This is a genomic window from Bradyrhizobium sp. GW821-FHT13H05 (assembly GCF_058804065.1).
Genome location: NZ_JBXAPO010000016.1, coordinates 127,845 through 150,143 on the forward strand (window position 1 = coordinate 127,845; position 22,299 = coordinate 150,143).

27 protein-coding genes are annotated in these 22,299 nt (G+C 65.5%); 12 read left to right on the forward strand and 15 right to left on the reverse strand.

What is annotated here, in order from left to right; translation table 11 throughout:
• The first annotated feature begins 67 nt into the window (after window positions 1-67).
• Window positions 68-664, forward strand: a complete 597-nt coding sequence (locus AC1RR3_RS32680) for a TetR/AcrR family transcriptional regulator (RefSeq protein ID WP_492828416.1) — start codon at window positions 68-70, stop codon at window positions 662-664.
• Between the two features lie 11 nt (window positions 665-675).
• Complete coding sequence (locus tag AC1RR3_RS32685) at window positions 676-1,143, forward strand: PaaI family thioesterase (protein ID WP_492828418.1); 468 nt, start codon at window positions 676-678, stop codon at window positions 1,141-1,143.
• A gap of 36 nt (window positions 1,144-1,179) precedes the next feature.
• Here AC1RR3_RS32685 and rplI read toward each other — a convergent pair whose 3' ends face one another.
• From rplI to rpsF, 4 genes are all read right to left on the reverse strand, one after another.
• The gene (gene rplI / locus AC1RR3_RS32690; protein ID WP_492828420.1) at window positions 1,180-1,782 is read right to left on the reverse strand and encodes a 50S ribosomal protein L9; all 603 of its coding nucleotides are present in this window, start codon (window positions 1,780-1,782) and stop codon (window positions 1,180-1,182) included.
• A gap of 49 nt (window positions 1,783-1,831) precedes the next feature.
• On the reverse strand, window positions 1,832-2,809 hold the full coding sequence (locus tag AC1RR3_RS32695) for a DUF2232 domain-containing protein (RefSeq protein WP_492828422.1): 978 nt from the start codon (window positions 2,807-2,809) through the stop codon (window positions 1,832-1,834).
• 129 nt (window positions 2,810-2,938) lie between these two features.
• Window positions 2,939-3,178, reverse strand: a complete 240-nt coding sequence (rpsR, locus tag AC1RR3_RS32700; RefSeq protein WP_007592020.1) for a 30S ribosomal protein S18 — start codon at window positions 3,176-3,178, stop codon at window positions 2,939-2,941.
• A 5-nt stretch (window positions 3,179-3,183) separates the two neighbouring features.
• Entirely contained in the window at window positions 3,184-3,690 is a 507-nt protein-coding gene (gene rpsF, locus AC1RR3_RS32705) for a 30S ribosomal protein S6 (protein ID WP_492828427.1), read from the reverse strand.
• Between the two features lie 342 nt (window positions 3,691-4,032).
• Between rpsF and AC1RR3_RS32710 the strand changes: the two genes are divergently transcribed.
• Together AC1RR3_RS32710 and AC1RR3_RS32715 are read left to right on the forward strand one after the other, a co-directional pair.
• Window positions 4,033-4,740 (forward strand): TetR/AcrR family transcriptional regulator C-terminal domain-containing protein, encoded by a 708-nt coding sequence (locus AC1RR3_RS32710; protein ID WP_492828429.1) that lies wholly within the window; start codon window positions 4,033-4,035, stop codon window positions 4,738-4,740.
• Window positions 4,741-4,743: 3 nt separating this feature from the next.
• Complete coding sequence (locus AC1RR3_RS32715; protein ID WP_492828431.1) at window positions 4,744-5,769, forward strand: fatty acid desaturase family protein; 1,026 nt, start codon at window positions 4,744-4,746, stop codon at window positions 5,767-5,769.
• 59 nt (window positions 5,770-5,828) lie between these two features.
• On the opposite strand, the gene AC1RR3_RS32720 is transcribed toward AC1RR3_RS32715, so the two are convergent.
• A complete protein-coding gene (locus tag AC1RR3_RS32720; protein WP_492828433.1) occupies window positions 5,829-7,094 on the reverse strand; it encodes a diguanylate cyclase in 1,266 nt (421 codons plus the stop codon).
• Window positions 7,095-7,386: 292 nt separating this feature from the next.
• On the opposite strand from AC1RR3_RS32720, the gene fabD reads away from it, so the two are divergent.
• The 7 genes from fabD to gmk all read left to right on the forward strand — a co-directional run bounded on the left by fabD (window position 7,387) and on the right by gmk (window position 14,088).
• Window positions 7,387-8,346, forward strand: coding sequence for an ACP S-malonyltransferase (gene fabD / locus AC1RR3_RS32725; protein ID WP_492828435.1), 960 nt, complete (start codon window positions 7,387-7,389; stop codon window positions 8,344-8,346).
• Between the two features lie 14 nt (window positions 8,347-8,360).
• A complete protein-coding gene (fabG, locus tag AC1RR3_RS32730) occupies window positions 8,361-9,098 on the forward strand; it encodes a 3-oxoacyl-[acyl-carrier-protein] reductase (protein WP_492828437.1) in 738 nt (245 codons plus the stop codon).
• Between the two features lie 312 nt (window positions 9,099-9,410).
• Window positions 9,411-9,650, forward strand: a complete 240-nt coding sequence (locus AC1RR3_RS32735) for an acyl carrier protein (protein ID WP_006020277.1) — start codon at window positions 9,411-9,413, stop codon at window positions 9,648-9,650.
• A 108-nt stretch (window positions 9,651-9,758) separates the two neighbouring features.
• The gene (gene fabF, locus AC1RR3_RS32740; protein ID WP_492828439.1) at window positions 9,759-11,024 is read left to right on the forward strand and encodes a beta-ketoacyl-ACP synthase II; all 1,266 of its coding nucleotides are present in this window, start codon (window positions 9,759-9,761) and stop codon (window positions 11,022-11,024) included.
• A 125-nt stretch (window positions 11,025-11,149) separates the two neighbouring features.
• Complete coding sequence (gene mltG, locus AC1RR3_RS32745; protein ID WP_492828441.1) at window positions 11,150-12,421, forward strand: endolytic transglycosylase MltG; 1,272 nt, start codon at window positions 11,150-11,152, stop codon at window positions 12,419-12,421.
• A gap of 116 nt (window positions 12,422-12,537) precedes the next feature.
• Complete coding sequence (locus AC1RR3_RS32750; RefSeq protein ID WP_492828443.1) at window positions 12,538-13,425, forward strand: YicC/YloC family endoribonuclease; 888 nt, start codon at window positions 12,538-12,540, stop codon at window positions 13,423-13,425.
• A 3-nt stretch (window positions 13,426-13,428) separates the two neighbouring features.
• Window positions 13,429-14,088, forward strand: coding sequence for a guanylate kinase (gene gmk, locus AC1RR3_RS32755; RefSeq protein ID WP_492828445.1), 660 nt, complete (start codon window positions 13,429-13,431; stop codon window positions 14,086-14,088).
• Here gmk and AC1RR3_RS32760 read toward each other — a convergent pair.
• The 3 genes from AC1RR3_RS32760 to AC1RR3_RS32770 all read right to left on the reverse strand — a co-directional run bounded on the left by AC1RR3_RS32760 (window position 14,021) and on the right by AC1RR3_RS32770 (window position 17,237).
• Complete coding sequence (locus AC1RR3_RS32760; RefSeq protein WP_492828447.1) at window positions 14,021-15,199, reverse strand: hypothetical protein; 1,179 nt, start codon at window positions 15,197-15,199, stop codon at window positions 14,021-14,023. The two genes, gmk and AC1RR3_RS32760, sit on opposite strands and share 68 nt — an antisense overlap.
• 151 nt (window positions 15,200-15,350) lie before the next feature.
• A complete protein-coding gene (locus AC1RR3_RS32765) occupies window positions 15,351-15,863 on the reverse strand; it encodes a hypothetical protein (RefSeq protein WP_492828449.1) in 513 nt (170 codons plus the stop codon).
• A 27-nt stretch (window positions 15,864-15,890) separates the two neighbouring features.
• The gene (locus AC1RR3_RS32770) at window positions 15,891-17,237 is read right to left on the reverse strand and encodes a caspase family protein (protein WP_492828451.1); all 1,347 of its coding nucleotides are present in this window, start codon (window positions 17,235-17,237) and stop codon (window positions 15,891-15,893) included.
• Window positions 17,238-18,332: 1,095 nt separating this feature from the next.
• Here AC1RR3_RS32770 and AC1RR3_RS32775 point away from each other — a divergent pair.
• Window positions 18,333-18,671: a hypothetical protein gene (locus AC1RR3_RS32775; protein WP_492828453.1), complete on the forward strand. Its 339-nt coding sequence runs from the start codon at window positions 18,333-18,335 to the stop codon at window positions 18,669-18,671.
• Window positions 18,672-18,726: 55 nt separating this feature from the next.
• Here AC1RR3_RS32775 and AC1RR3_RS32780 read toward each other — a convergent pair whose 3' ends face one another.
• From AC1RR3_RS32780 to AC1RR3_RS32810, 7 genes are all read right to left on the reverse strand, one after another.
• A complete protein-coding gene (locus AC1RR3_RS32780; protein ID WP_492828455.1) occupies window positions 18,727-18,948 on the reverse strand; it encodes a hypothetical protein in 222 nt (73 codons plus the stop codon).
• Between the two features lie 56 nt (window positions 18,949-19,004).
• Window positions 19,005-19,181, reverse strand: a complete 177-nt coding sequence (locus tag AC1RR3_RS32785; RefSeq protein WP_492828457.1) for a hypothetical protein — start codon at window positions 19,179-19,181, stop codon at window positions 19,005-19,007.
• Window positions 19,182-19,279: 98 nt separating this feature from the next.
• On the reverse strand, window positions 19,280-19,495 hold the full coding sequence (locus AC1RR3_RS32790) for a DUF6894 family protein (RefSeq protein ID WP_492828459.1): 216 nt from the start codon (window positions 19,493-19,495) through the stop codon (window positions 19,280-19,282).
• A gap of 62 nt (window positions 19,496-19,557) precedes the next feature.
• On the reverse strand, window positions 19,558-20,277 hold the full coding sequence (locus AC1RR3_RS32795) for a Crp/Fnr family transcriptional regulator (protein WP_492828461.1): 720 nt from the start codon (window positions 20,275-20,277) through the stop codon (window positions 19,558-19,560).
• A 344-nt stretch (window positions 20,278-20,621) separates the two neighbouring features.
• The gene (locus AC1RR3_RS32800; protein WP_492828463.1) at window positions 20,622-20,852 is read right to left on the reverse strand and encodes a hypothetical protein; all 231 of its coding nucleotides are present in this window, start codon (window positions 20,850-20,852) and stop codon (window positions 20,622-20,624) included.
• A 70-nt stretch (window positions 20,853-20,922) separates the two neighbouring features.
• A complete protein-coding gene (locus AC1RR3_RS32805; RefSeq protein WP_492828465.1) occupies window positions 20,923-21,084 on the reverse strand; it encodes a Flp family type IVb pilin in 162 nt (53 codons plus the stop codon).
• 152 nt (window positions 21,085-21,236) lie between these two features.
• A complete protein-coding gene (locus AC1RR3_RS32810; RefSeq protein ID WP_492828467.1) occupies window positions 21,237-22,295 on the reverse strand; it encodes an alcohol dehydrogenase in 1,059 nt (352 codons plus the stop codon).
• Window positions 22,296-22,299 lie beyond the last annotated feature (4 nt).

Consider the following 22,299-nt stretch of genomic DNA (forward strand, 5'->3'; position numbering starts at 1 on the left):
CGCGGCCTTCGCGTCGTCTTGACCGCAGTTAGAGTAATGCTCTAGAGTATTACTCTAGGAGGCCTCGATGACGGCGAGCGTGCGTGACGATCTGTTGGCGGCGGGGCTTGCCGTGTTCGATCGCGTCGGCTTCGAGGCTGCGACGGTGGCGGCCATCCGCACCCGGGCGCGCGCCTCCAATGGCAGCTTCTTTCACGTGTTCGGATCGAAGAAGGAGCTTGCCGGCGCGCTGTTTCTGGAGGTGCTCAGGCACTATCACGCCGCGGTGCTGGCCGCGCTCGATCCTGTCCCCAATGCGGAGCAGGGCATCGATCGCCTGATCCGGGCGCATCTCGATTGGGTCGCGACCTGCCGTCGTGAGGCGCGCTATCTCTTCGAGATCTCGCGCAGCGAATGGGGCGAGGACGTCCGTGATGCCCAGCGCGCGCAGAATGCGCGCCTCGCCGAAGGCATCGAACGCTGGCGTGCGCCGCTGGTCGCCGCTGGTGAGCTTCTGCCGATGACGCCGGTGATGTTCGTCAGCCAGCTGATCGGCCCGGCACAGATTTTTTGCCGCGCCTTCCTCTCGGGACGCGACCGCGCCGATCCGCGCGCTGATGCCGATACACTGATCGCCTGCGCCATCCGCGCGCTGCGGCCGCCCGATCGCATCAACAAGCAATAAGGAGAGGCCTCATGCGAAACGAAGCAGATCCCGAATTCGCACCCATCGCCGCGCGCATCCACGCCAATGTCGGCCGCCAGGGTTTCATGAACCTGGTCGGCGCCGAGCTCTCCGAATTGTCGCGTGGCACCTGCACGATTGCGGTGGAGTGCCGGCCGGAGCTGCTCCAGCAGCACGGCTTCTTCCATGGCGGCGTCACCGCCTTCCTGGTCGACAACGCCACGACGATCGCAGCCGCCACCTCGCGCGGCCAGCCGGCGCTGACGGCGGAATACAAGCTCAATCTGCTGTCGCCCGCGGTCGGCGACAAGCTGATCTGCCGCGCCAGGGTGATCAAGCCGGGACGTCAGGTCTCGGTGGTCGCCGCCGACGTGTTCTGCGTCAGCGATGGTGTCGAGAAACATACCGCAACGGCACTCGCCTCGATCGCAATGCTGAGCGAGGACGTCGCCGCCAAAACGAAAAGCCCGGCCGCCTGAGGCGACCGGGCTTCGCAGCTTGCGCGAGCGCGAGGCTTACTTCTCGGTCTCTTCCGCAGCCGGCGCCGGCTCGTCGTCGTGCTGGGCTTCCGGATCGAAGAACTCGCCGGCAGCGGCGATCGCCTCGGCGGCCGCATCGCGGTCCTCGTTGCGGGTCGAGATGTCCTCGCCGCGGTTGATGCGCTCGGCCTCGTCCTGGCTGCGCGCAACCGTGACGCTGATTTCGACTTCAACCTCGGGGTGGATGGCGACGGTGATGGAGCGCTTGCCGATGGTCTTGATCGGCGCGTCGAGCTGCACCTGCGGGCGAGCCAGCGAGATGCCCTCGGCTTCGAACGCGACGACGATGTCACGCACGTTGACCGAGCCGAACAGCTGGCCAGCTTCCGAAGCCTGGCGGATCACGATGATGTTCTTGCCCTGGATCTTCTCGGCGACCTTGGACGCCTCGCCCTTGGACGCAAGGTTACGCGCCTCGAGATCGGCCTTCATGCCGTCGTACTTGGCCTTGTTGTCGGCGGTGGCGCGCAGCGCCTTGCCACGCTTGAGCAGGAAATTGCGGGCATAGCCGTCGCGAACCTTCACGACTTCGCCCATCTGGCCGAGCTTGGACACGCGTTCCAGCAGAATGACTTCCATTTTCGTTCTCCTTTGAAGTGTTGAGTGAGTGGGATTTTCGGACTTGAACTTAAGGGGTTGGCAGCGGCGGTGGCTGGCGCGTGCGCAGGAAGCGCTCGCGGAAGCCGAATACGGCATCCGCAAGGCCCAGGATCACCATGGCAATGACGGGCCAGCCGAACACCACGACGACGGCGTAGGTCGAGCCGAGCCAGAAGGTGCGGCTCTTCAGGGCCAGCGTCAGCGTATGCAGCACGGCAAAGCCGGTGAGCGCGTAGCCCATCATCAGCGCCGCCGTGATGATCTGCGCGACGATCGCCAGCAGCCCGCCGGTGAAGCAGAAGGCAAGCGCGACGCAGAGCCCGACCAGGGTCATCGGCGGCAGCTCCGCCGTCATCATATCGGGCCAGGGGCGACGCAGCCGGCCTGACGTCGCCGTCACTTTGGCGCTGAGCCAGAGGTTGAGGGCCAGCGTCATCATCGCCACGATGGTGGCGGCTGCGGGCGCAACGCGCACCAGCGCGTCGACGAACTGGTCGGTTTCGCCCGAGGCTTGCGGATCGGCGGTGCGGAGGAGGCGCATCAGGCCGCGGCGCAGCGTGCCGATGATGGTCTCGGCGTCGGTGCCGAGCGTGAGCAGGGCGGCGATGGTGGTCAGCGTCGCGAAGCCCGCGATCCACAGCAGGATGCGGCCGACCGGATACCATTCGAGCTGGGGCTCGGCCGGCGGCTCGGTGGCGGCGTCCGGCGCGAGGCGGCTGACCTGCCGGCTGAGCAGGACGAGATGGCCGAGCCACCAGGCCGGCAGCGCGACGGTGACGGCGAATGCGATGCAGTAGGGCAGGCCGAACAGGGCGCCGAGGCCGATCGCGGCAGCGATGCCGCCGACGCTCGCGCAGAGCGGGCCCCAGCCGATCGCGGCGACCATCAGCGGCAGCGGTGCGAGATAGAACAGGACGAGCGAGATCAGCGCGCCCGACACGATCGAGGCGAACATCAGGGCCGACGCAGCGCCGGCGATCAGGGCTATCAGTCCAAAAGCCATCATCAGCTGTCCCGCTCCCTTCGAGCGGTTAGAGGCATCTCGCCCCAACCATCGGCAACCGGACGACCCGGAAGCCTTATGAGTTCAGATAAGTCGCGGCCGGCGGCGATGTCGTCGCCGGCCGAATTCGTCTTAGCGAATGACGTAGGGCAGGAGGCCCAGGAACCGCGCGCGCTTGATGGCGCGGGCGAGCTCACGCTGCTTCTTCGCGGACACCGCGGTGATGCGGCTCGGCACGATCTTGCCGCGCTCGGAGACGTAACGCATCAGGAGCTTGGAGTCCTTGTAGTCGATCTTCGGAGCATTCGCGCCCGTGAACGGGCAGCTCTTGCGACGACGGAAAAACGGACGGCGTGCACCAGCTTCAGCCATTGATCTTACTCCCCATCCGTCGTGGTGGTTTCAGCTTCGTCGCGCGGACGGCGCGGGCCGCGATCACCGCGGAAGCCACCACCGTCACGATCGCCACCACGGAAACCGCCTTCGCGGTCGCCACGGAAACCGCCGCCGCCTTCGCGGTCGCGGAAGCCGCCGCCACGGTCGTCACGCTCGCGATCGCGATCCGCCTTGCGCATCATCGCGGACGGGCCTTCCTCGAGCTCTTCGACGCGGACGCTGAGATAGCGGATCACGTCTTCGCTGATGCGCTCCTGGCGCTCGATCTCGGCGATCGCCGCGGACGGCGCGTCGATGTTGAGCAGCACGAAGTGCGCCTTGCGGTTCTTGTTCATGCGGTAGGTGAGGGAGCGAACGCCCCAATTCTCGGTCTTGGTGACCTTGCCGCCGAGACCCTCGACGATACCGGTCATCTGCGCAGTCAGCTCTTCGACCTGCTGCGGGCTCGCGTCTTGGCGCGCGAGAAAAACATGCTCATAGAGAGCCATGGTGGTCCTTTCCTCATGTTGGCGCATCGCCCGGCGTCAAGCCCTTAAGAGACCTTCGGAAAGGACTCTGGGATTAAGCTCAGAAGGCGGAAACACGGGACGACGGGCCGACTGGCCCTGCCACATCAAAATCACGAATGATTTGCTGAGACCGTCCGTTCAGCTCCCGGCCGGGGTCTGCGGATGCGCGCCTTATACGGATTTTGGCCGGCTTTGCAAGGATCGCGGGCGCGTTTTCGGCCCGGACAGTCCCGGTCCAGGCGGGCAGAGCCACCTCCGGATACCATATCGGCTTGATTTATTTGTTTGTATAGCATACAAATAAATCGGCGGGAGGATCCAATGACAGACAAATCTGTCCATGCGCCATCAGAGGCGGCTGCGGGCGACCCCAGGCATGCGGCCCGCGCCACGCGGTCGGCCGGGCGCAAAATGCGCTCGCTGCTGCTGGATGCGGCGAGCCCGCTGTTCCGGGAGCGGGGGCTGTCGGGCACGGCGATCACCGACATCGCGGCTGCCGCGAACGCGTTCCCGAGCCAGATCACCTATTACTTTCGCACCAAGGAGGCGCTGTTCGTCGAATGCGCCTGCCGCGAGCTGCTGTATCTGGCCCGCGCGACCGAGCAGGCCGCGCTGAAAGCGCACACACCGCGGGAGTACACAAACGCGCTGGCCGAGACGGTCACTGCGAGCGATTCGGTCGCCTTCTTCGCCGAGGCGCTGACGCTGACGCGGCGTCGCCAGGATCTCGCGCCGCTGGTCGAGCGCACCATCGAGCGTCTGCACGCCGAGGGCGCGCGCGCTTATGCGAGCCAGGTCGCGCGGCATGGCTGGCGCTCTCTGCGCGCGCCCGACGAAAGCTCGCGGCGGTTCTGGGCCGTCGCCATCGGAGTCATTCTCGAAGGCTACGCCATGGGCCGCTCGCCCGAGGCGCTGTGCGCCGAGATGCTGCGCGTGCTTGGCGAGCAGGCAAAATCCACCGGCGACACCGCGCGTCTGCGTCTGGTCGGCGAGAGCGACGCATCAAGCCATTCGAACGAGGAGGGTTAGGCCATGACCGCGCTTCGCATGCGTGCCCGCGATTTCCTGACCGAGGATCAGCTCGTCGACGTGCGGCAGCGCGTGACCTGGAAGGGCGTCGCATTGATCGCGCACGCCTGGGCGCTGATCATTGGCGCGATTGCACTGGTCGCCTGGTGGCCCAATCCGCTGACTTATATTTTCGCTGTCGCCATCATCGGCTCGCGCCAGCTTGGGCTTGCGATCTTGATGCATGACGGTGCGCATGGTTGCCTCTCTGCCGACGAGAAGACCAATCTGACGCTGAGCCAATGGTTCTGCGCCTATCCGATCTTTGCGGAGACGCGCGCCTATCGCCGCTATCATCTGCAGCATCATGCGCGAACCCAGCAGGAGGACGATCCTGACCTGGTGCTGTCGGCGCCGTTTCCGATCACGCAGCTGAGCTATCGCCGCAAGTTCATTCGCGACATCACCGGGCAGACCGGCTACCAGCAGCGCAAGGCGCAACTGCTCAACGCGCTCGGGCCGAAGGATTGGCCGTGGCGGCAACGTCTGGCGCATTTCTGGGACAAGCTCGGTCCGCAATGCATCGTCAATGCCGTGATGTTCGCAGCCCTTGCAGCGGCCGGTGTATGGTGGGCCTATCCGCTGCTATGGCTGGTGCCGCTCGTGACCTGGATGATGGTCATCACCCGCATCCGCAATATCGCCGAGCACGCCGTCGTGCCCGACAGCGGCGATCCCCTGCGCAACACCCGCACCACGCATGCCGGTTTTCTCGAGCGCCTGTTCATCGCACCTTATTACGTGAACTATCACCTCGAGCATCATCTGCTGTTCTACGTGCCCTGCTACAATCTGCCGAAGGTGCATCGCCTGCTCAGCGAGAGCCGGCACGCCGGCCGCATGGAAGTGCAGCCGAATTATGCCGCTGTGCTGCGGCTCGCCACGGCAAAGCCGAACCACGACGACCGGCCGGGCCAATTGGCCAGCAGCGCGCGCCGCGCGCGGGCCGGCGCCGAGGTGGGCGCGGATCAGAAGGCGGGCGGTTTCTAAAGCGTTTTCGAGCGAAGTCGGCGCCGGTTCGCGTCAAGACAACGCGTCAAAACTGGAAGCTAGGCCAGCGCTGCTGCTCTCGGAGCAGGGAGAAACGCCGTCGCGTCCGGGACGAGTGTGACCGGTCCGACCGCGTCGCCATGGATCACGAAGGCGCCCTTGCCGCGGCGCTTGGCCTCGTACATCGCGCGATCGGCGGCGCTCAGCAGCTCGTCGGCGGTCATCCCGTCACGGGGCGCCGACGCGAGGCCGATGCTGGCTCCGACGCGGGCCGCCGGTGCAAATTCGAACGGCTCCGCCACACGCGCGATGATGCGTCGGGCCACTGCGACAGCTTCGTCGCCCGTGATGTCCGGCAGCAGGATCACGAACTCGTCGCCGCCGATACGGCACACGACGTCGGCGTCACGTACGCTGGCGCAGAGACGCTTCGCCACGGTGACGAGAACGGCATCGCCCGTCGCATGTCCAAACCTGTCATTGACGCCCTTGAAGCCGTCGAGATCGACGCAGAACACGGTGAGCTTCGAGGCGGCCGACGCCGCATCCGGCCACGGGCCGTCCAGCATCTCGGCGAAAAGCTTCTGGTTGAGCGCGCGGTTGGGCAGGCCTGTCAGCAGGTCGTGATGCGCCATCAGGCGGTTGTTGCGCTCGGAATGGTGGAGGTCGAGCAGGATCTTGTGGTTCTCCAGCAGCAGGAAGATCATCCCCGCCGTGTAGACAGGCGTTTGCAGGCCGATGACGAACAGGAACGGCACCGGCGACAGCAGCGTCGCCACCGCGAACGGCAGCGTCAGGATGCAGATCAGCAGGATGCCGTAATGCGGTGTCGCGGCGTTGCGCGAAGCGATGCCTCCGACGAGATTGGCAAGGCCAATGCCGGCCATCAGGATCAGCGGCATGATTCCCGAAGCAACGCACTGATAGCAGCCGGCGGAAATCAGGACGACGGATGTCAGTCCGGCCCAGATCGGCGCGACATTCACCGGAGCCCGGCGATCCCGCTTCGCCTTTGCCAGCGCTCTCATCATCAGCGAGATGCGCGTGCTGCCAAGGACCAGCTCAGCCAGCACCCAGGCATAGGCCCACGCCGCGCCGGTCAGCGCGGCCGAGAGTGAGGCGATCAGCAGCGACGCCGCCACGGCCACCACCAACGTCCTGGTCTTGTTGGTCCGTTGCTGAAGCAATTCGTTGTGGATGTCGTCCGGCTGCGGACGCGGGCCCGCGAGCAGCCAGTCGACGCAGGCCTGCAACGGAAGCCACGGCCGCTGCACTTGCCCGGCAGAAGCGGACGCCGTCGATCTCTGTGGGACCATCGTTGCCATGGCGGCAACCTAGGCCGGCGGTATTTAAGGCCGCTTAAGTCGGGGAACCAAGTTCCCGACAACGTAAACGCTTTGCAGCGAAACGACGCCGGCAAGCCCGATTGGTGCACGGCAACGAAGGGGTTTTCGGACGGGACGCCTATCCTTCGCGGCCCATCGCGGCTTGACAGCGCGGCCCCGGACGTTGTCTACGGCCCCCTTCGGAGCATGATCGGGAACCAAGGCTTGGGCCGGACGTAGTCGGCTGTCGGCTTCTCGAAGACCAACTGCTCAAACGATCCAGGGAGCGCCGATGACGGCAGCATTCACATTTCCGGGGCAGGGGTCCCAGGCGGTTGGCATGGGCAAGGCACTGGCCGACGCCTTCCCAGTGGCGCGCGCCGTGTTCGACGAGGTCGATGCGGCGCTTGGGGAGAAGCTGACGGCGATCATCTGGGAGGGCCCGGCCGAGACCCTCCAGCTCACCGAGAACGCCCAGCCGGCCCTCATGGCGGTGTCCGTCGCGACCCTGCGCGTGCTGGAGGCTGAAGCCGGTTTTTCCGTAGGGCGGGATGCGGCCTTCGTCGCCGGCCACTCGCTCGGCGAATATTCGGCGCTGGCTGCCGCCGGCAGCCTGACGGTGTCCGATACCGCGCGGCTGCTTCGCACCCGCGGTCTTGCAATGCAAAAAGCCGTGCCGGTCGGCGCTGGCGCGATGGCCGCTCTCCTGGGCCTCGATTACGAGGCCGCCATGGCAGTCGCCAATGAGGCGGCGCAGGACCAGGTCTGCCAGGCCGCCAATGACAATGGCGGCGGGCAGGTGGTGGTTTCCGGCGACAAGGCGGCGGTCGATCGCGCCGTCGAGATTGCCAAGACCAAGGGCGCCAAGCGTGCGATGCTGCTGCCGGTATCGGCGCCGTTCCATTGCAAGCTGATGCAGCCCGCGGCCGACGCCATGGCCGAGGCGCTGGCGAAGGTCACGATCAAGGCGCCGGCAGCGCCCTTGGTCTCGAACGTGCTGGCAAGCGCCATCACCGATCCCGATGAGATCCGCCGCCGTCTGGTCGAGCAGGTCACCGGCACGGTGCGCTGGCGCGAGTCGGTTGCCTATATGGCAGGGCAGGGCGTCACCCGTTTCTTCGAGATCGGCGCGGGCAAGGTGCTGACGGGTCTCGTCAAGCGTATCGCCGACGGCGCCGTCGGTGTTGCCGTGGGCGGGCCGAACGACATTGCCGCCGCCAAGGATGCATTGGCCGCTGCGAAGCAGGGCTAGAGGAGTTGTTATCGATGTTCGATCTGACTGGCAAAAAGGCGCTCGTCACCGGCGCGACCGGCGGCATCGGCGGCGCGATCGCACAGGCGCTGCACGCGCAGGGTGCCACCGTCGCGATATCAGGGACGCGCAAGGAAGTGCTGGATGAGCTTGCCGGCAAGCTCGGCGAGCGCACCTTCGTGCTGCCGTGCAATCTCTCCAAGGCCGACGAGGTCGAGGCGCTGGTGCCCGCCGCGGAGGCCGCGATGGGGCAGGTCGACATCCTCGTCGCCAATGCCGGCATCACCCGCGACAATCTTTTCGTGCAACTTCGGGATGAGGATTGGGAGGAGGTCATCAACGTCAATCTGACCTCGACCTTCCGTCTGGCGCGTGCCGCTACCAAATTGATGATGCGCAAGCGCTTCGGCCGCATCATCGCCATCACCTCGGTGGTCGGCGTCACCGGCAATCCCGGACAGGGCAATTACACCGCGTCCAAGGCGGGCCTGATCGGCATGATCAAGACACTTGGCGCCGAATACGCCAAGCGCGGCGTGACCGCCAACTGCATCGCGCCCGGCTTCATCAAGACGCCGATGACGGATGCGCTGAACGACAAGCAGCGCGAGACGATTCTGACCAAGGTTCCGGCTGCCCGGCTGGGGACGCCGGAGGACATTGCGGCCGCCGCCGTCTACCTCAGTTCGAACGAAGCGGCCTACGTCACCGGGCAAACCATCCACGTCAACGGCGGCATGGCCATGATCTGACGCCTCGTTCCGCACTGCCCACATCGGCGGTGCGGGATGCGGCAAACGGCCGTTTCCGGTGTGAAATGAGGCTTGTAGTCAAGGCAATTGAAGTGTGATAACCGGACCTCCAACGGATGGGCAAAGAACGCCATTGCAGGTTTTTGAAACCCTGTATATTGGCGATGCGGAGCCTTGGCCGTCGTTCGCCGGGCCCTGCATCGGTTAGGATGGGGCCAAATCAAAGTTCGTAAGCGAAGGCAGTCAAACGACCACGACGGCTCGTATCGTCCCGGGGGGTCGGGTCTACAGGGAACAACACGAGGTTATGCAATGAGTGAGATTGGCGAGCGGGTTAAGAAGATCGTGGTCGAACACCTTGGTGTTGAACCCGAGAAGGTTGTCGACGCGGCGAGCTTCATCGACGACCTCGGCGCCGACAGCCTGGACACCGTCGAATTGGTGATGGCGTTCGAAGAAGAATTCGGTTGCGAGATTCCGGACGACGCCGCGGAGACGATTCTCACCGTCGGCGACGCCACGAAGTTTCTCGAGAAGAACGCGAAGAGCTAAGGCTCTTCATTTTCGCGGGGACAACATTGAAACCGGACGGGCCGCTTCCCAGCGGTCAGCCGGTTTCTTGTTATTGGCCGTGAGTCTTTCGATGCGGAGTTTTCGGATATGAGGCGGGTTGTCGTCACTGGTCTCGGCATGGTTTCGCCGCTCGGCTGCGGCGTCGAACCGACCTGGAAACGCATCCTCAACGGCGAAAGCGGCGCGCGCAGGATCGAGAGCTTCGATGTCTCCGATCTTCAGACCAAATACGCCTGCACCGTCGTGCGCGGCGACGGGTCGAACGACAGCTTCAATCCCGACAAATGGATGGAGCCGAAGGACCAGCGCAAGGTCGACGACTTCATCATCTTCGGCATGGCCGCAGCCGGCCAGGCGCTCGACGATGCCAACTGGCATCCCGAGTCCGAGGAGGACAAGTGCGCGACCGGCACCATGATCGGGTCAGGCATCGGCGGCCTCAACGGCATCGCCGAGACCGCGGTCCTTCTGAAGGAGCGCGGGCCGCGCCGGGTGTCGCCGTTCTTCATTCCGGGCCGCCTGATCAATCTCGCCTCCGGCTATGTCTCGATCGCGCACGGGCTGAAGGGGCCGAACCATTCGGTGGTCACGGCCTGCTCGACCGGCGCGCATGCCGTTGGCGATGCCGCCCGCTTGATTGCGCTCGGCGATGCCGACGTCATGGTCGCCGGCGGCGCTGAGTCGCCGATCGGCCGCATCGGCATTGCCGGCTTCAACGCCGCGCGCGCGCTCTCCACCGGCTTCAACGAGACGCCTGAGAAGGCCTCGCGTCCCTACGACAAGGACCGCGACGGCTTCGTAATGGGCGAGGGCGCCGGCGTTCTCGTCCTGGAAGAGCTCGAGCACGCCCAGCGCCGCGGCGCCAAGATCTATGCCGAAGTGGTCGGCTACGGTCTTTCGGGCGACGCCTATCACATCACCTCGCCGTCGCCTGACGGCGATGGTGGCTTCCGCAGCATGTCGGCGGCGCTAAAACGGGCCGGGCTCTCGCCGGCTGATCTCGACTACATCAACGCGCACGGCACCTCGACACCGCTCGGTGACGAGATCGAGCTCGGTGCGGTGGAGCGCCTGCTCGGCAACGCCGCCTCCAAGGTTGCGATGTCCTCGACCAAATCGTCGACCGGCCACCTTCTCGGCGCGGCCGGTGCGATCGAGGCGATCTTCGCGGTCCTTGCGATTCGCGATAATGTCGTGCCGCCGACCATCAATCTGGACAATCCGTCGGTCGAGACTGCGATCGATCTCGTGCCGCACATTGCGAAGAAGCGTGAGGTCAACGTCGCGTTGTCGAATTCTTTCGGTTTTGGCGGTACCAACGCGTCGGTGATCGTCCGACGTTTGGCCGGTTAGCTTGCGTTTGAGACGAATCCACCGTTTTGCCGTATTCGGCGATAGTCATAGAAGTGGGCGCGTGCATTTGGCAGGGCAAACGATTGTCAGGCCGCGATTGAACCGGCAGGATTCAGGTTGCATCGATGAGTGAAAGGCCGCCCATTTCGCCCCGGAGTCCGCGGGCAGCGCTCGAGCCCGAGCAGGTTCCGCCGCCGCCGAAGCGATCGGAGCGGGCACGCAACCCCTTCGTGATCGTCGGCAACGCCATCATCACACTCCTCTTGATCTCCATGATCGGTGCGGGCGGCGTCTATTACTACGGCCGGCAGGTGCTCGAGGCGCCGGGGCCGCTGAAGGAAGACAAGATCGTCAACATCCCGCAGCGTGCCGGCAAGCGTGACATCGCCGAGACGCTGAATAAGGAGGGCGTCACCGACGTCAATCCATGGGTGTTCATCGCCAGCGTCGCTGCGCTGAAGGCGAGCTCGGACCTCAAGCCGGGTGAATATGCGTTCCAGAAGAACGCCTCCTTGCGCGACGTCATCGGCACCATCGTCGAGGGCAAGGTGGTGCAGCATTCTGTCACGATACCGGAAGGCCTGACCTCCGAGCAGATCGTGGCGCGGCTCACCGACAACGACATCTTCACCGGCAGCGTGCGCGAATTGCCGCGCGAAGGCACGCTGTTGCCCGAGACCTACAAGTTCCCGCGCGGCACGCCGCGCGACCAGGTCGTCCAGCGCATGCAGCAGGCGCACAAGCGCGTGCTGGCCGAGATCTGGGAGCGGCGCAGCCAGGACATTCCGGTCAAGACTGCGGAGCAGCTGGTGACGCTGGCCTCGATCGTCGAGAAGGAGACCGGCAAGCCTGACGAGCGCAGCCGCGTCGCCGCTGTGTTCGTCAACCGCCTGAAGCAGAGGATCAAGCTGCAGTCCGATCCGACCATCATCTACGGTCTCGTCGGCGGCAAGGGCACGCTCGGCCGCCCGATCAAGCGCAGCGAGATCACGCAGCCTTCGCCCTACAACACCTATGTGATCGAAGGTCTGCCGCCGGGCCCGATCTCCAACCCCGGCCGCGCCTCGCTCGAGGCCGCCGCCAACCCGGCCCGCACCCGCGACCTCTATTTCGTCGCCGACGGCACTGGCGGGCATGCCTTCACCGAGACCTACGACGCGCACCAGAAGAACGTCGCCAAGCTGCGCGCCATGGAAAAGCAGATCCAGAACGACACGGTCGAGCCGGCCGAGGACGCGCCGCCGCCGGCGGCCAGCGCGCCCGGTGCCGCCGACACGCCGACCGCGACCACGCCCAAGCCGAACCAGCAGAAGAAGCCGCCAGCTGCTCGCCCGGCCAATCCGGCGCCGGCGCGACAGGGCGCAGTACAGCCCACGCCGCCGGTGATCCAGCGCTAAGCGGTGCGCAGACCTGCTTGCGGGACTTTGCGGATTCCACTTTCCTGCAAAATAGTCTTAAGATTCGCGCGGCCCGATGGCCTCGCGAATCCTGTGTTTCTGGAGAATTTGATCTGATGGCGCTGTCGTCCATGACCGGCTTTGCCCGAAGCCACGGCGCTAGCGGGCCGTACACGTTCGAATGGGAATTGAAGTCGGTCAACGCCAAGGGTTTTGACCTCAGGGTGCGGCTGCCGCAGGGGTTTGACGAGCTCGAGGCCTATGCCAAGAAGCGCGCCGGCGAGCTGCTCTCGCGCGGCACCGTCTACGCCAATCTCACCGTCAAGCGTGCCAATGCCGTAGCCTCCGTCCGCGTCAACGAGGACGTGCTCAACGCCGTCCTGAAGGCCGCCGCCGTGATCGCCGGCAAGGTCGATGCGGTAGCGCCCAGCGTCGACGGGCTCCTGGCCATCAAAGGTGTCATTGAGGTCGCCGAGCCCGAGGGCGACGAGGAGGAGGACAAGGCGGCGCGTGCCGCTGTGGCCGAAGCCTTCGACAAGGCGCTCGACGAGCTCGTCGCGATGCGCAAGCGCGAGGGGACCTCGCTCGCCCAGATCCTGACCCAGCGGGTGGACGAGGTCGAGCAGTTGGCGAAGAAGGCCGAAGCTGCACCCGGCCGCAAGCCCGAGGCGATCAAGGCCAGGCTCGCCGAGCAGATCGCAACGCTGCTCGACACCTCCGACCGTTTCGATTCCGACCGCCTGATGCAGGAGGCGATCCTGATCGCCACCAGGGCCGACATCCGCGAGGAGCTCGACCGTATCGCCTCGCACATCGCGCAGGCGCGCGAGCTGATCGGCAAGGGCGGCCCGATCGGGCGCAAGCTCGACTTCCTGGCACAGGAGTTTCACCGCGAGGTCAACACCTGCTGCTCGAAGTCGAACGATATCGAGCTGACCAACACGGGGCTGGCCATGAAGAACGTGGTCGAGCAATTCCGCGAGCAGGTCCAGAATCTGGAGTGATCGATGACGACTGGCGGTCACGGTACTGACGGTGTCGAGCGGCGCGGATTGATGTTCGTGCTATCCTCGCCCTCCGGCGCGGGCAAGACGACGCTGTCGCGTCTGTTGCTCGAGCGGGAGCCCGGTCTGAAGATGTCAGTGTCGGCGACCACGCGTCAGATGCGGCCGGGAGAGGTCGAGGGGCGCGACTATTTCTTCGTCGACAAGCGCAGGTTTGAGACGATGGTGGAGCAGGGCGAACTGCTCGAATGGGCCACCGTGTTTGACAATCTCTACGGGACGCCGCGTGCGCCGGTGGAGGCGGCACTGTCGGCCGGGCAGGACGTGCTGTTCGACATCGACTGGCAGGGCACACAGCAACTGCACCAGAAAGCCAGCGTCGACGTGGTTCGAGTCTTCATCCTGCCGCCGTCGGCAGCCGATCTCGAGAGGCGGCTGCATTCGCGCGCGCAGGATTCCGACGAGGTGATCCGCAACCGCATGAGCCGTGCCAGCCACGAGATGAGCCACTGGGCCGAGTACGACTACATCGTGATCAACCACGACGTCGACGAGGCCTTCGCCGAGGTGCAGTCGATCCTGAAGGCCGAGCGCCTCAAGCGCGAGCGGCGGATTGGCCTCGTGGGCTTCGTGCGAGGTCTACAAGGACAGCTCCAGGGTTAAGCTCAGGCTGCGACAGCCGCGGCCCTTCCTGCGCCATCCGTTCCAGCATCGCGGTGATGACGTCGATGTCGACGGCGTCCTCATCGCGGCTCGTGGCCTCTTCATCCTTTTCATCGCCGGCGTCGTTGGCCTCGTTCGCCACGAGCTGAGGCGCTGATGTCTCGATCTCGAACTCTCCGTTGAATATGTCGGCCTCGTCGAGATCGGCAGCGACCTCGTTGTGCGTGGAGCGGGTTTGTGCCGCGATCCGGCCGATCTCGTCGGCGAATGCGGCGAGTTGCCGGGCTCGCGGACGTGCGGCTTGCGGACGTTCGGCGTCGAAGTCCACCGGGCGCGGCTGCTGCACGTCCACCGGCGTCGCAGCGAGCCAGGGCGCGCGGCTGTCGTCGAGGTCCTGCGGCTCCCAATCGTCCCAGTTCACGCGGCGGTGGTCGCTGGCCTGGACGCGAACGCGGCCTCCGGCGAAGCGGTAGACGACGCTGGCGAGGATGCCGGCGAGCGCCAGCGCGCCGCCGATCACGAGCAGCAGCATCTGGAGTGAGCCGGTCGGCTTGTCGGCAGGAATTTCGGCCGCGGCGAGGGCCACCGGAGCTGCGGGCTTCGCCGGCTTGGCGGCTGCTGCGACAGGGGCAGGCGCGGGCGCAGCGGCCGTCGCGGAGGCATCAGGCCAACGTGCGGCGATAGCGGGCTGTTCCGCGTTGCTTTCGGGGACGGTACTCGATGGCTGCTGCGGGGCCGGCGGCGCACTTGCTGCGGCCGGCACATTCGGCGCGGCGCCGGTCTGCGGCGCGACGTATTCGGCGCGCGCATTCTGCACCGATGACGATGCGGCTGAATCCGTGTTTGGTGTGTCGGCTGTCGCCTGCGCGCTCTGCGTGGCCTTGCCGCCTTCGGCGCGCAGATACCAGCACTGCCGCTTGGTCGTGCGATCGAGGCGATAGAACCAATGCTGGCCCTGTGGCGCGGAGCCCTTCGGCGAGGCGAGGCAGTCGGCAGCGGCACTGGCCGTGCTCGCGGCGGGCGGCGTGGTCTGCGACACGGCGGCCAGCGGTATGCCGGCAATGATGCTGCCGACGAGCGCGGATATGAACTTTGCGGTGCGGTTGCCCATCCTGGTCTCCCGGTTACGCATGACGCAACTCTTTACCGGCCCTTTGTCATCAAAGACTTGGGTGGCAATGAGCCGCAAATCCGGAGAGGATGTGGCTTGAATTGGGCCTGCGGGCCGTTCGTTCCGCTGCGAAATCAGGCTTTTTCGACGGCTATTGCTTGGTCGAGGTCCAGGTTCCGCCGCAGCCATCGGAGCGGCGCCAGGTTCCGGAACCGCTGCGGCCCGAGAGGCGGCCGGCACCGGTGAAGGTCGTGCCATTGCCCGCGCCGGAGGTCTGAACCGCGCCGTTCGCGCTGACGCTGCCGCTGACGCCTTCGCCGATCACCCGGCCCGAGCTCACCACGACCGCGCCCGAGGTCGAGCCGCCGCAGCCGACGCTGACCACCACCCAGGCGCCGTCGAAGCCGCCGCCGCCGCCACCTCCACCGCCGCTGCGCCGCGGCGGTGAGGAACGCTCCTCGGCCGCCGGCTTGCTCCGGCGCGCGGGGGCTGCAGGTTCGGCCGAGCGGTCGGAGCGTGAGCCCGATAGCGATTTCTCGTCATTGCCGATCGAGCCGCCGGCGCTGCCGGACTGCGCCAGCGCGGGCGATAAGGCGGGCAATGAGGCGAGGGCGGCGATGAGGAGGGAGGCGAGGGCGAACGTGCGGGCGATAATTTTGAGCATGAGCAAACGATCCAAAATGAAAAACTATCAGCGGCCGGAGCCGTCGGCACAGACGGACCCGATAATGCGGCAAGCTTTGCCAGCCTTGCCGCATTCGTCAAGCGCGGCGTCCTTGGCACGCTGCACGCCTTCGCGCTGGACCAGCGACCAGGACTTGTCTGAGATCGCGAACGCGCCGCAGCTCTTGCCATAGAATGACAGCTCGATCGGACATTTGGCGCCGGCGCAATTGCCGCGCGCATCCGCCACCGCCGCGCGCCGCGAGGCGTGGTTCCACGAGATGCCCCATTTGCTGCTATCGGGCCCGTAGACGATCGAGCCCCACGGCTTGAGATCCTCCATCTTGCGCATCCGCAGCAGCAGGCCTTCGGTCGGCTCTCCGTTCGGCGCCATGGCAATCCGCTGCTGGAGTTTTGTGATCGCGCGGGTGAGTCCGTCAGGCGTGTCAGGATCGAAATTGAGTTCGTAGAGCCGCTCGTTGAGTTCGCTGAGCAATGCGGCATCGCGCAAGGGGACGCGATCGGGATCGGCGCGCAGCCGATCCGCCGGAAGCGGATCGGGCTGCATCGCCGCGACCTGCGGCGGCGCGGCTTGCGTCGGGGCTACGAAATAGAAGGTGCCGTCGATCGGCGAGGACGACACCCAGGGCTGCTGCGCGCCCGAGGTGGCACGCTTCACGGCAAGGCCGACCTGGTTGAAGGTCTGGAACACGTCGAGGCCCGCGGTCCGGACCGTCGCGGCAAGTGCCTTGGTGTAGGGGCTGTGGCCGTCGCTGCCGTCCTGCGCGACATTGCCGGGCTGTGTCGCGTAGGAGATCAGCGTGCCCTCGGGCGCGCGCATCTGCGCAAGGCCGCCGTCGGAGGAGCGCAGGCCGCGCGAGCCGAACGGATTGTTGCGGCAGGCATCGAGGATGACGAGGTTGAGCCGCGTGCCGGAGCCCTGCATCTGCCGCAGCACCAGATTGACGTCGGTCATCTGGAAATCGACGTCGGCCTCGCGCGTCGGATTGGCGCCGACAGGCACGAGATAGTTGGAGCCGGCGACCTGCACGCCGTGGCCGGCATAATAGAACAGCGCGACGTCGGCGCCCTGCACCTGCCGGCCAAAACTTTGCACCGCGATGTCCATCGCGCCCTTGTCGAGATCGAGCTGAGCTTTGCCGCCGACCAGCGTAAAGCCGAGCACGCCGAGCGTCTCCGCCATCAGGCTGGCGTCCTTGGACGGATTGTCGAGCGGTGTGATGTTCTTGTAGGCGGAGTTGCCGACCACGAGCGCGATGCGCTTCTCGGCCGATGCCGGCTGCGTCACGGCGGCGAGCGCGGCCGTGACCAGCGTCGCCAGCACCAGGGCGCGATTGAAAAATCTCGCGTGCATGAAAATCCCCAAAGCCAAACGTCTGCAAAGCAATGACGCCAATCTACCAGCTAGGCGCGCGGGCGAAAAGCGGCGTGATGTCCCTGCGGAAGTCCCTCGGCGCGGCCGATTGTCCAATGGCAGGCTCTCGTCCCGTCGTCATTGCGAGCGCAGCGAAGCAATCCAGACTGCTTCTGCGGAAAGATCCTGGATTGCTTCGCTGCGCTCGCAATGACGGAGTATGTTGCACCAAATTGTCCCCAGAACTGCGATGCGCCTTGCAGACACACCTAAGCATTCCCGCGGCGCATTTCGCCCGAGCCTTGCTGTCGTTCGCCGCCCGATGGAAGCCAAAGGGCGCAGGGAAGGCCGGGCGCCGGCGGCACCCGAGTCCGTGCGCCACAAGAGTGCACACGGGGTGGACCACAGGTGATGCCGGTCGCCCGGCCTTCCCTGCGCGGATGGTTTTAACGGTGTCCTTCGTGCTCTCCCCGGGGAGCGATGCACTATTGCCCCCGTCGTCTCGCAGATGGTTGATGCACGTGCCCGGTCGGGCCGCCACATCACCGCGAGCCTTGACGCACAGACCCCGGGCGTCAGGACCACACGACTTCTCCGTCCGCGGACGGTCCCGCCAACGTGCCAGGGGCTCGCGTGTGCTCACCCCCGACAATCGACGAGCCCGCTGTAACCGCGCCGTGTCGTACCGCGTCGCGTGAGACTCACGGTTGCCCGCCCTGTCATCACACGTTCCGCGCCGGCGCTGCCGCGTCCACCGCACCCCGGCCCGCATCCCGTGACGATCGCGAGCGCCCCTTTGGCAGGGCCGAGGTGATGGGTTTATGCCATAAATCCGAAATTCGGGAAAGTGGAATATTTTTGCGGGGAGGGATTGACGAGGTGTTTTGCCCGACGGGTCGGGAGGGCACGCGAACCCGGAATCTATTTCTCCGCACGATGTGTGGCCCGATAGATTTTGCGCCTGCGTGCCGGATGGAAGTAGGATCGGTTGAGCTCTTGCGAACTCCATCGCCTTGCGTGGCTCAAAGCGAAGGTTTCGTTTTCTTCACCCACGGCAGCACCCGCTGAAGCGGCTTGCGTGAAAGGGGAATACCGATGAACCGGATCGCAATGCTTGCCGTGAGCGGATTGGTCGTGACCTGTCTCAGCACCGGCGCAGCGTCGGCAGCGACAAACAAACTTGACCCGAGACTTGTCTGGCCCAAGGACAATCGGTTCACTTGCCGCGGTGTCCTGGCTGAAGAGCAGGGCTTCCTGAAGCTGACACCGGACCAGAACATGCTGACGTGGTGTGATGCCGATGTCGATGACAAGGACAGGAGCCGTCTCTTGAACGTGTGCAAATTGGGAGATCGGTGCGAGATCAAAGGGACCATCAGGGGGCATGGGACCTTCGGCTGGGTGGAGATTAAGTCGATCGTCCGGCCGAAATGAATTGCTCCGCGGAAGAGCCAGCGCACCAGATAAGTGATGTACCGATTACTACGGCCTACTTCCACACCCGCGCCAGCGTCAGCGCCAGAAGCCCCAGCACGCCATTGATCAGTCCCACCATCGCGTACGATTGCGCGAATACGCCGGTCTGAATGAAGACCTGGCACGCGATGGCGACGCAGATTGCGGCGAGCAGCAGGCAGGCGCAGCCGACGACGATCGACAGATAGCGTATCGCGGTTGCGACCGGCCTTGCGGGTGATGCGGGATTGTTCATGCAAGTACTAACGGCGCGCCGGGCTGCGGGTTCCTCCGCCGTCGCGCGTGAGACCATCAATCGCGGGCGCAGCAATCGACCAATGCACGCCAGATGCGCTGGACCTCGATTGTCCGCTCAAGCTCGAGGACGTGGTTTTCGGTGGCATGGGAGGAGGCTGCTTTGAGGCGGGGTTCGCGCGGCGCGATCCAGCGCTCGGAGATCGGATCGTACCACTTGCCGAGATGGGCCACGCTCGTGTCTCCTGTTTCGATCCCCCGCTCGTTGACACGAGATAAACGCGCACGAGGCGCGCGATGTTCCAATATCGGGTCCGACGTGATCGAAAGCCTCACCTGAACCGCCGCGTCACCATCGCCAGCACGAACACCGGTTCGTTGCCGTCGTATACGCCGAGCGTCCAGCTGTCGCCGGGACGGAGCGCGTGCTCGACGTCGCGGGAGAGTCGCACCGCTTCGCGCCAGGCGGCCTCGTCGCTCGCAAGCGTCTCGCCGGTCGTGTCGGTGTGGGGCTGTTGCCCCTCGAAGTGAAAGAAGTACCGCGGCATGTCGGGCAATGCGGCGTGCAGGGAAACGTTCCGCGCAATGCGCGGCGTTTGGTGCAGCAAGGTCAGTCGTCGGCCATTGCTGTCCCGCCCAGCACCTCGCCAAAATGCTTCCTGATCGCCTCGTTGCAGGCGCAGGCCCTTGCGTCGAGCGCGGGTGCATCGAGGATCAGGATGGCGCCGCGGCGGGTCGCCAAGATGCGCCTTGCCTTGAACATCTGGATGACGCGGCTGGCATAGCTGCGGGAGACGCCGAGCATGCTAGCGAGCTGCTCGTGGGTGAGCGGGATCTCGGCCTCGCCGATATGCTCGTGCACGGAGATGATCCACTTGGCGGCGCGCTGCTCGATCGAATGGGCGGCGTTGCAGGCCGCGGTCTGGAGCAGCTGCGCGAACTGGCAGTCGGCATAGCGCGACAAGACCTCCCGGAGCGTGGCCGACCTCTGCTGCGCCTGCTCGAGCGCGCGCAGCGGCAGCCGGAGAAGCGTACCGCCGAGCTTCACGACCACGCGCGAATAGGCGAGCGAGGAGCTGCGGCCGGCGGCAATCCCTACCGCACCCTCGCGGCCCACCAGCAGGCTCTCGACCTCGCGGTCGTCCTCGACCGGCACGGCGAACGACACCAGCGCGCGCCCGCAGGGAAAATGCACCGCCGTCACCGCGTCGCCGGCGTGATGCAGGATGTGGTTCGCCGCGAGGTCGACCGGCTGGAGGTGTGGCGCGAGCAGCTCGAAATCGTGAGGGCTGAGCTGTCGGAGCAGCTCGTTCTGGGGCCGGCCGGTCACATTGTTTTCTCTTGTTGCTTGGTCTCGGCCGGGAATCGGCACCAGCGAGAACCCTACGTTTCCGCAGCGGAACCGACGGTTCCAAAGTGCACACAAGGAATTTTCGGGCGTTGAAAAATCGGCGGCGGGTTTGCGGAATTTCGGAATGCGCGGAGGCGACAGGCCGCATGGAGACGGCTAACGTCGCGAGCTCTGTTCAGGAGTGAACACAAGCGGCCTGCGGACCGGCGTAACGTCCCGACCCGCAGAAGCGCCGTACCCCGTGCGCTCTGCCCGACGACCGCCGGCCCATACTTGCTCGAACGCCGCCGGGCCGGCGGGTCCGAGGGCATCGGCACCGTCCATCATCCGATGCGGGCTTGCTGTGACGGCCTGCTTTTCGCCGCGTGTGCGCGCCAGGCGTCGATCGCCTTGTTGGCGAGCATCAGCTGCCGGCGTTCCCCACGCCTGAGCTGCGCTTCGATGGCGTCGAGGAGAAAGTTGGAAGTCGCCTCCGGAGGCCCGAGCTCGCCGCTTTGCTCCAGGAAGCTCCAGGCGATGAAGAACGCGCTTTCGACGGTGCAGCGAATGGACATAGGCTGCCAACGCGTCGCTCCCGCCGACGTTCCGTGCGGGGGCGAGTGCCTCGAACGAACGGGCGTCGCGTTACTTCAGTGAGGAGCTGATCGAGCCGAACTTCGTCTTCAACGTCGTGCCGAGATTGTTGACCACGGCGATGATCGCAAGCGCGATGCCGGCGGCGATCAGACCGTACTCGATCGCAGTGGCGCCGGATTCGTCGGCCAGAAAGCGGCGAATGGTCTGCATGATCGCACCAGGATTCCAATGAGGGGGCTCGCGAGGACTATAGTCCGCCGATCGCGGGTTCCCCTACGTGGAACCACGGCTTGCGTCAATTCTGAGTTAATTGCGCCAGAGAAAGCGCGGCGGCGAGCCGCGTCTCGCCGCCGCAGGAAAACTCAGTTCTTCAGCACGATGCGACCGACCACCTTGCCGGCGCGCAATTCGTCGATCCATTTCTGGACATCGCCCATCGGCTCTTCCCGCATCGGCGTCGGCTTGATCTTGCCGGCGCGGGCGAGCGCCATCAGCTCCTGGCCTTCCGCAAGCGTGCCGACCATGAAGCCCTCGATGGTCATGCGCTTGTAGACCCATTGCACCATCGGCAGCGTGAACTGGCCGCCCATCAGGCCGGAGACCACGATCTTGCCGCCGCGCGCGGCAACCGCGACCGCAAACGCCATCGACTTCTCGTTGCCGGCGAAATCGACGATCTCGTCGAAGCCGCCTTCGGTTTCCTTCAGGATGCGCTTGATCACATCGGGCTCGGACGGATCGTAGGCATTGGCGGCGCCGCTCTTCAGCGCGGTGTCGCGCGCGGCGGGCGAGAGATCGGCGACGGTGATCGGCTGCTTGAACATGGCCTGCGCGAACGACAGGCCCATCATGCCGACGCCGCCGAGGCCGATCAGCAGCAGATTGCGCTGGCGCGGACGGTCGACCAGGCGCTTGAGCGCGCCATAGGCGGTGACGCCGGAGCACATCAGCGTCGCCGCCTGGTTGACGGGCAGGGGATCGTAATCGAGCAGATATTTTGCGTCGGGCACCAGCACGTGAGTTGCAAAACCGCCGTCGATGGAGACGCCGAGGAAGCGCTGCTTCGCGCAGAGATTCTCGTCGCCGTTGGCGCAGTCGCGGCACTGGCCGCAGCCGATCCATGGAAACACCGCCTTCTTCGCGCCGACGAGGCCGGCCGGTACGTCAGGCCCGACTTCGTCGACGACGCCCGCGATCTCGTGGCCGAGCGTGAAGGGCAGCGTCATGCCGCGCGTGGTGTCGAGCTTCTTGCCGCCGCCGAGATCGGCATAGCCGTCCTGGATGTGCAGGTCGGAATGGCAGAGGCCGCAGCGCTCGATGCGGACCAGCACCTCGCGTCCCTGCGGCTTTGGCGTGTCGACGATGGTCTCGCACAAGGGCGCATCGAACTTGACCAGGGACTGCCGACGCATCAACGCCATATTC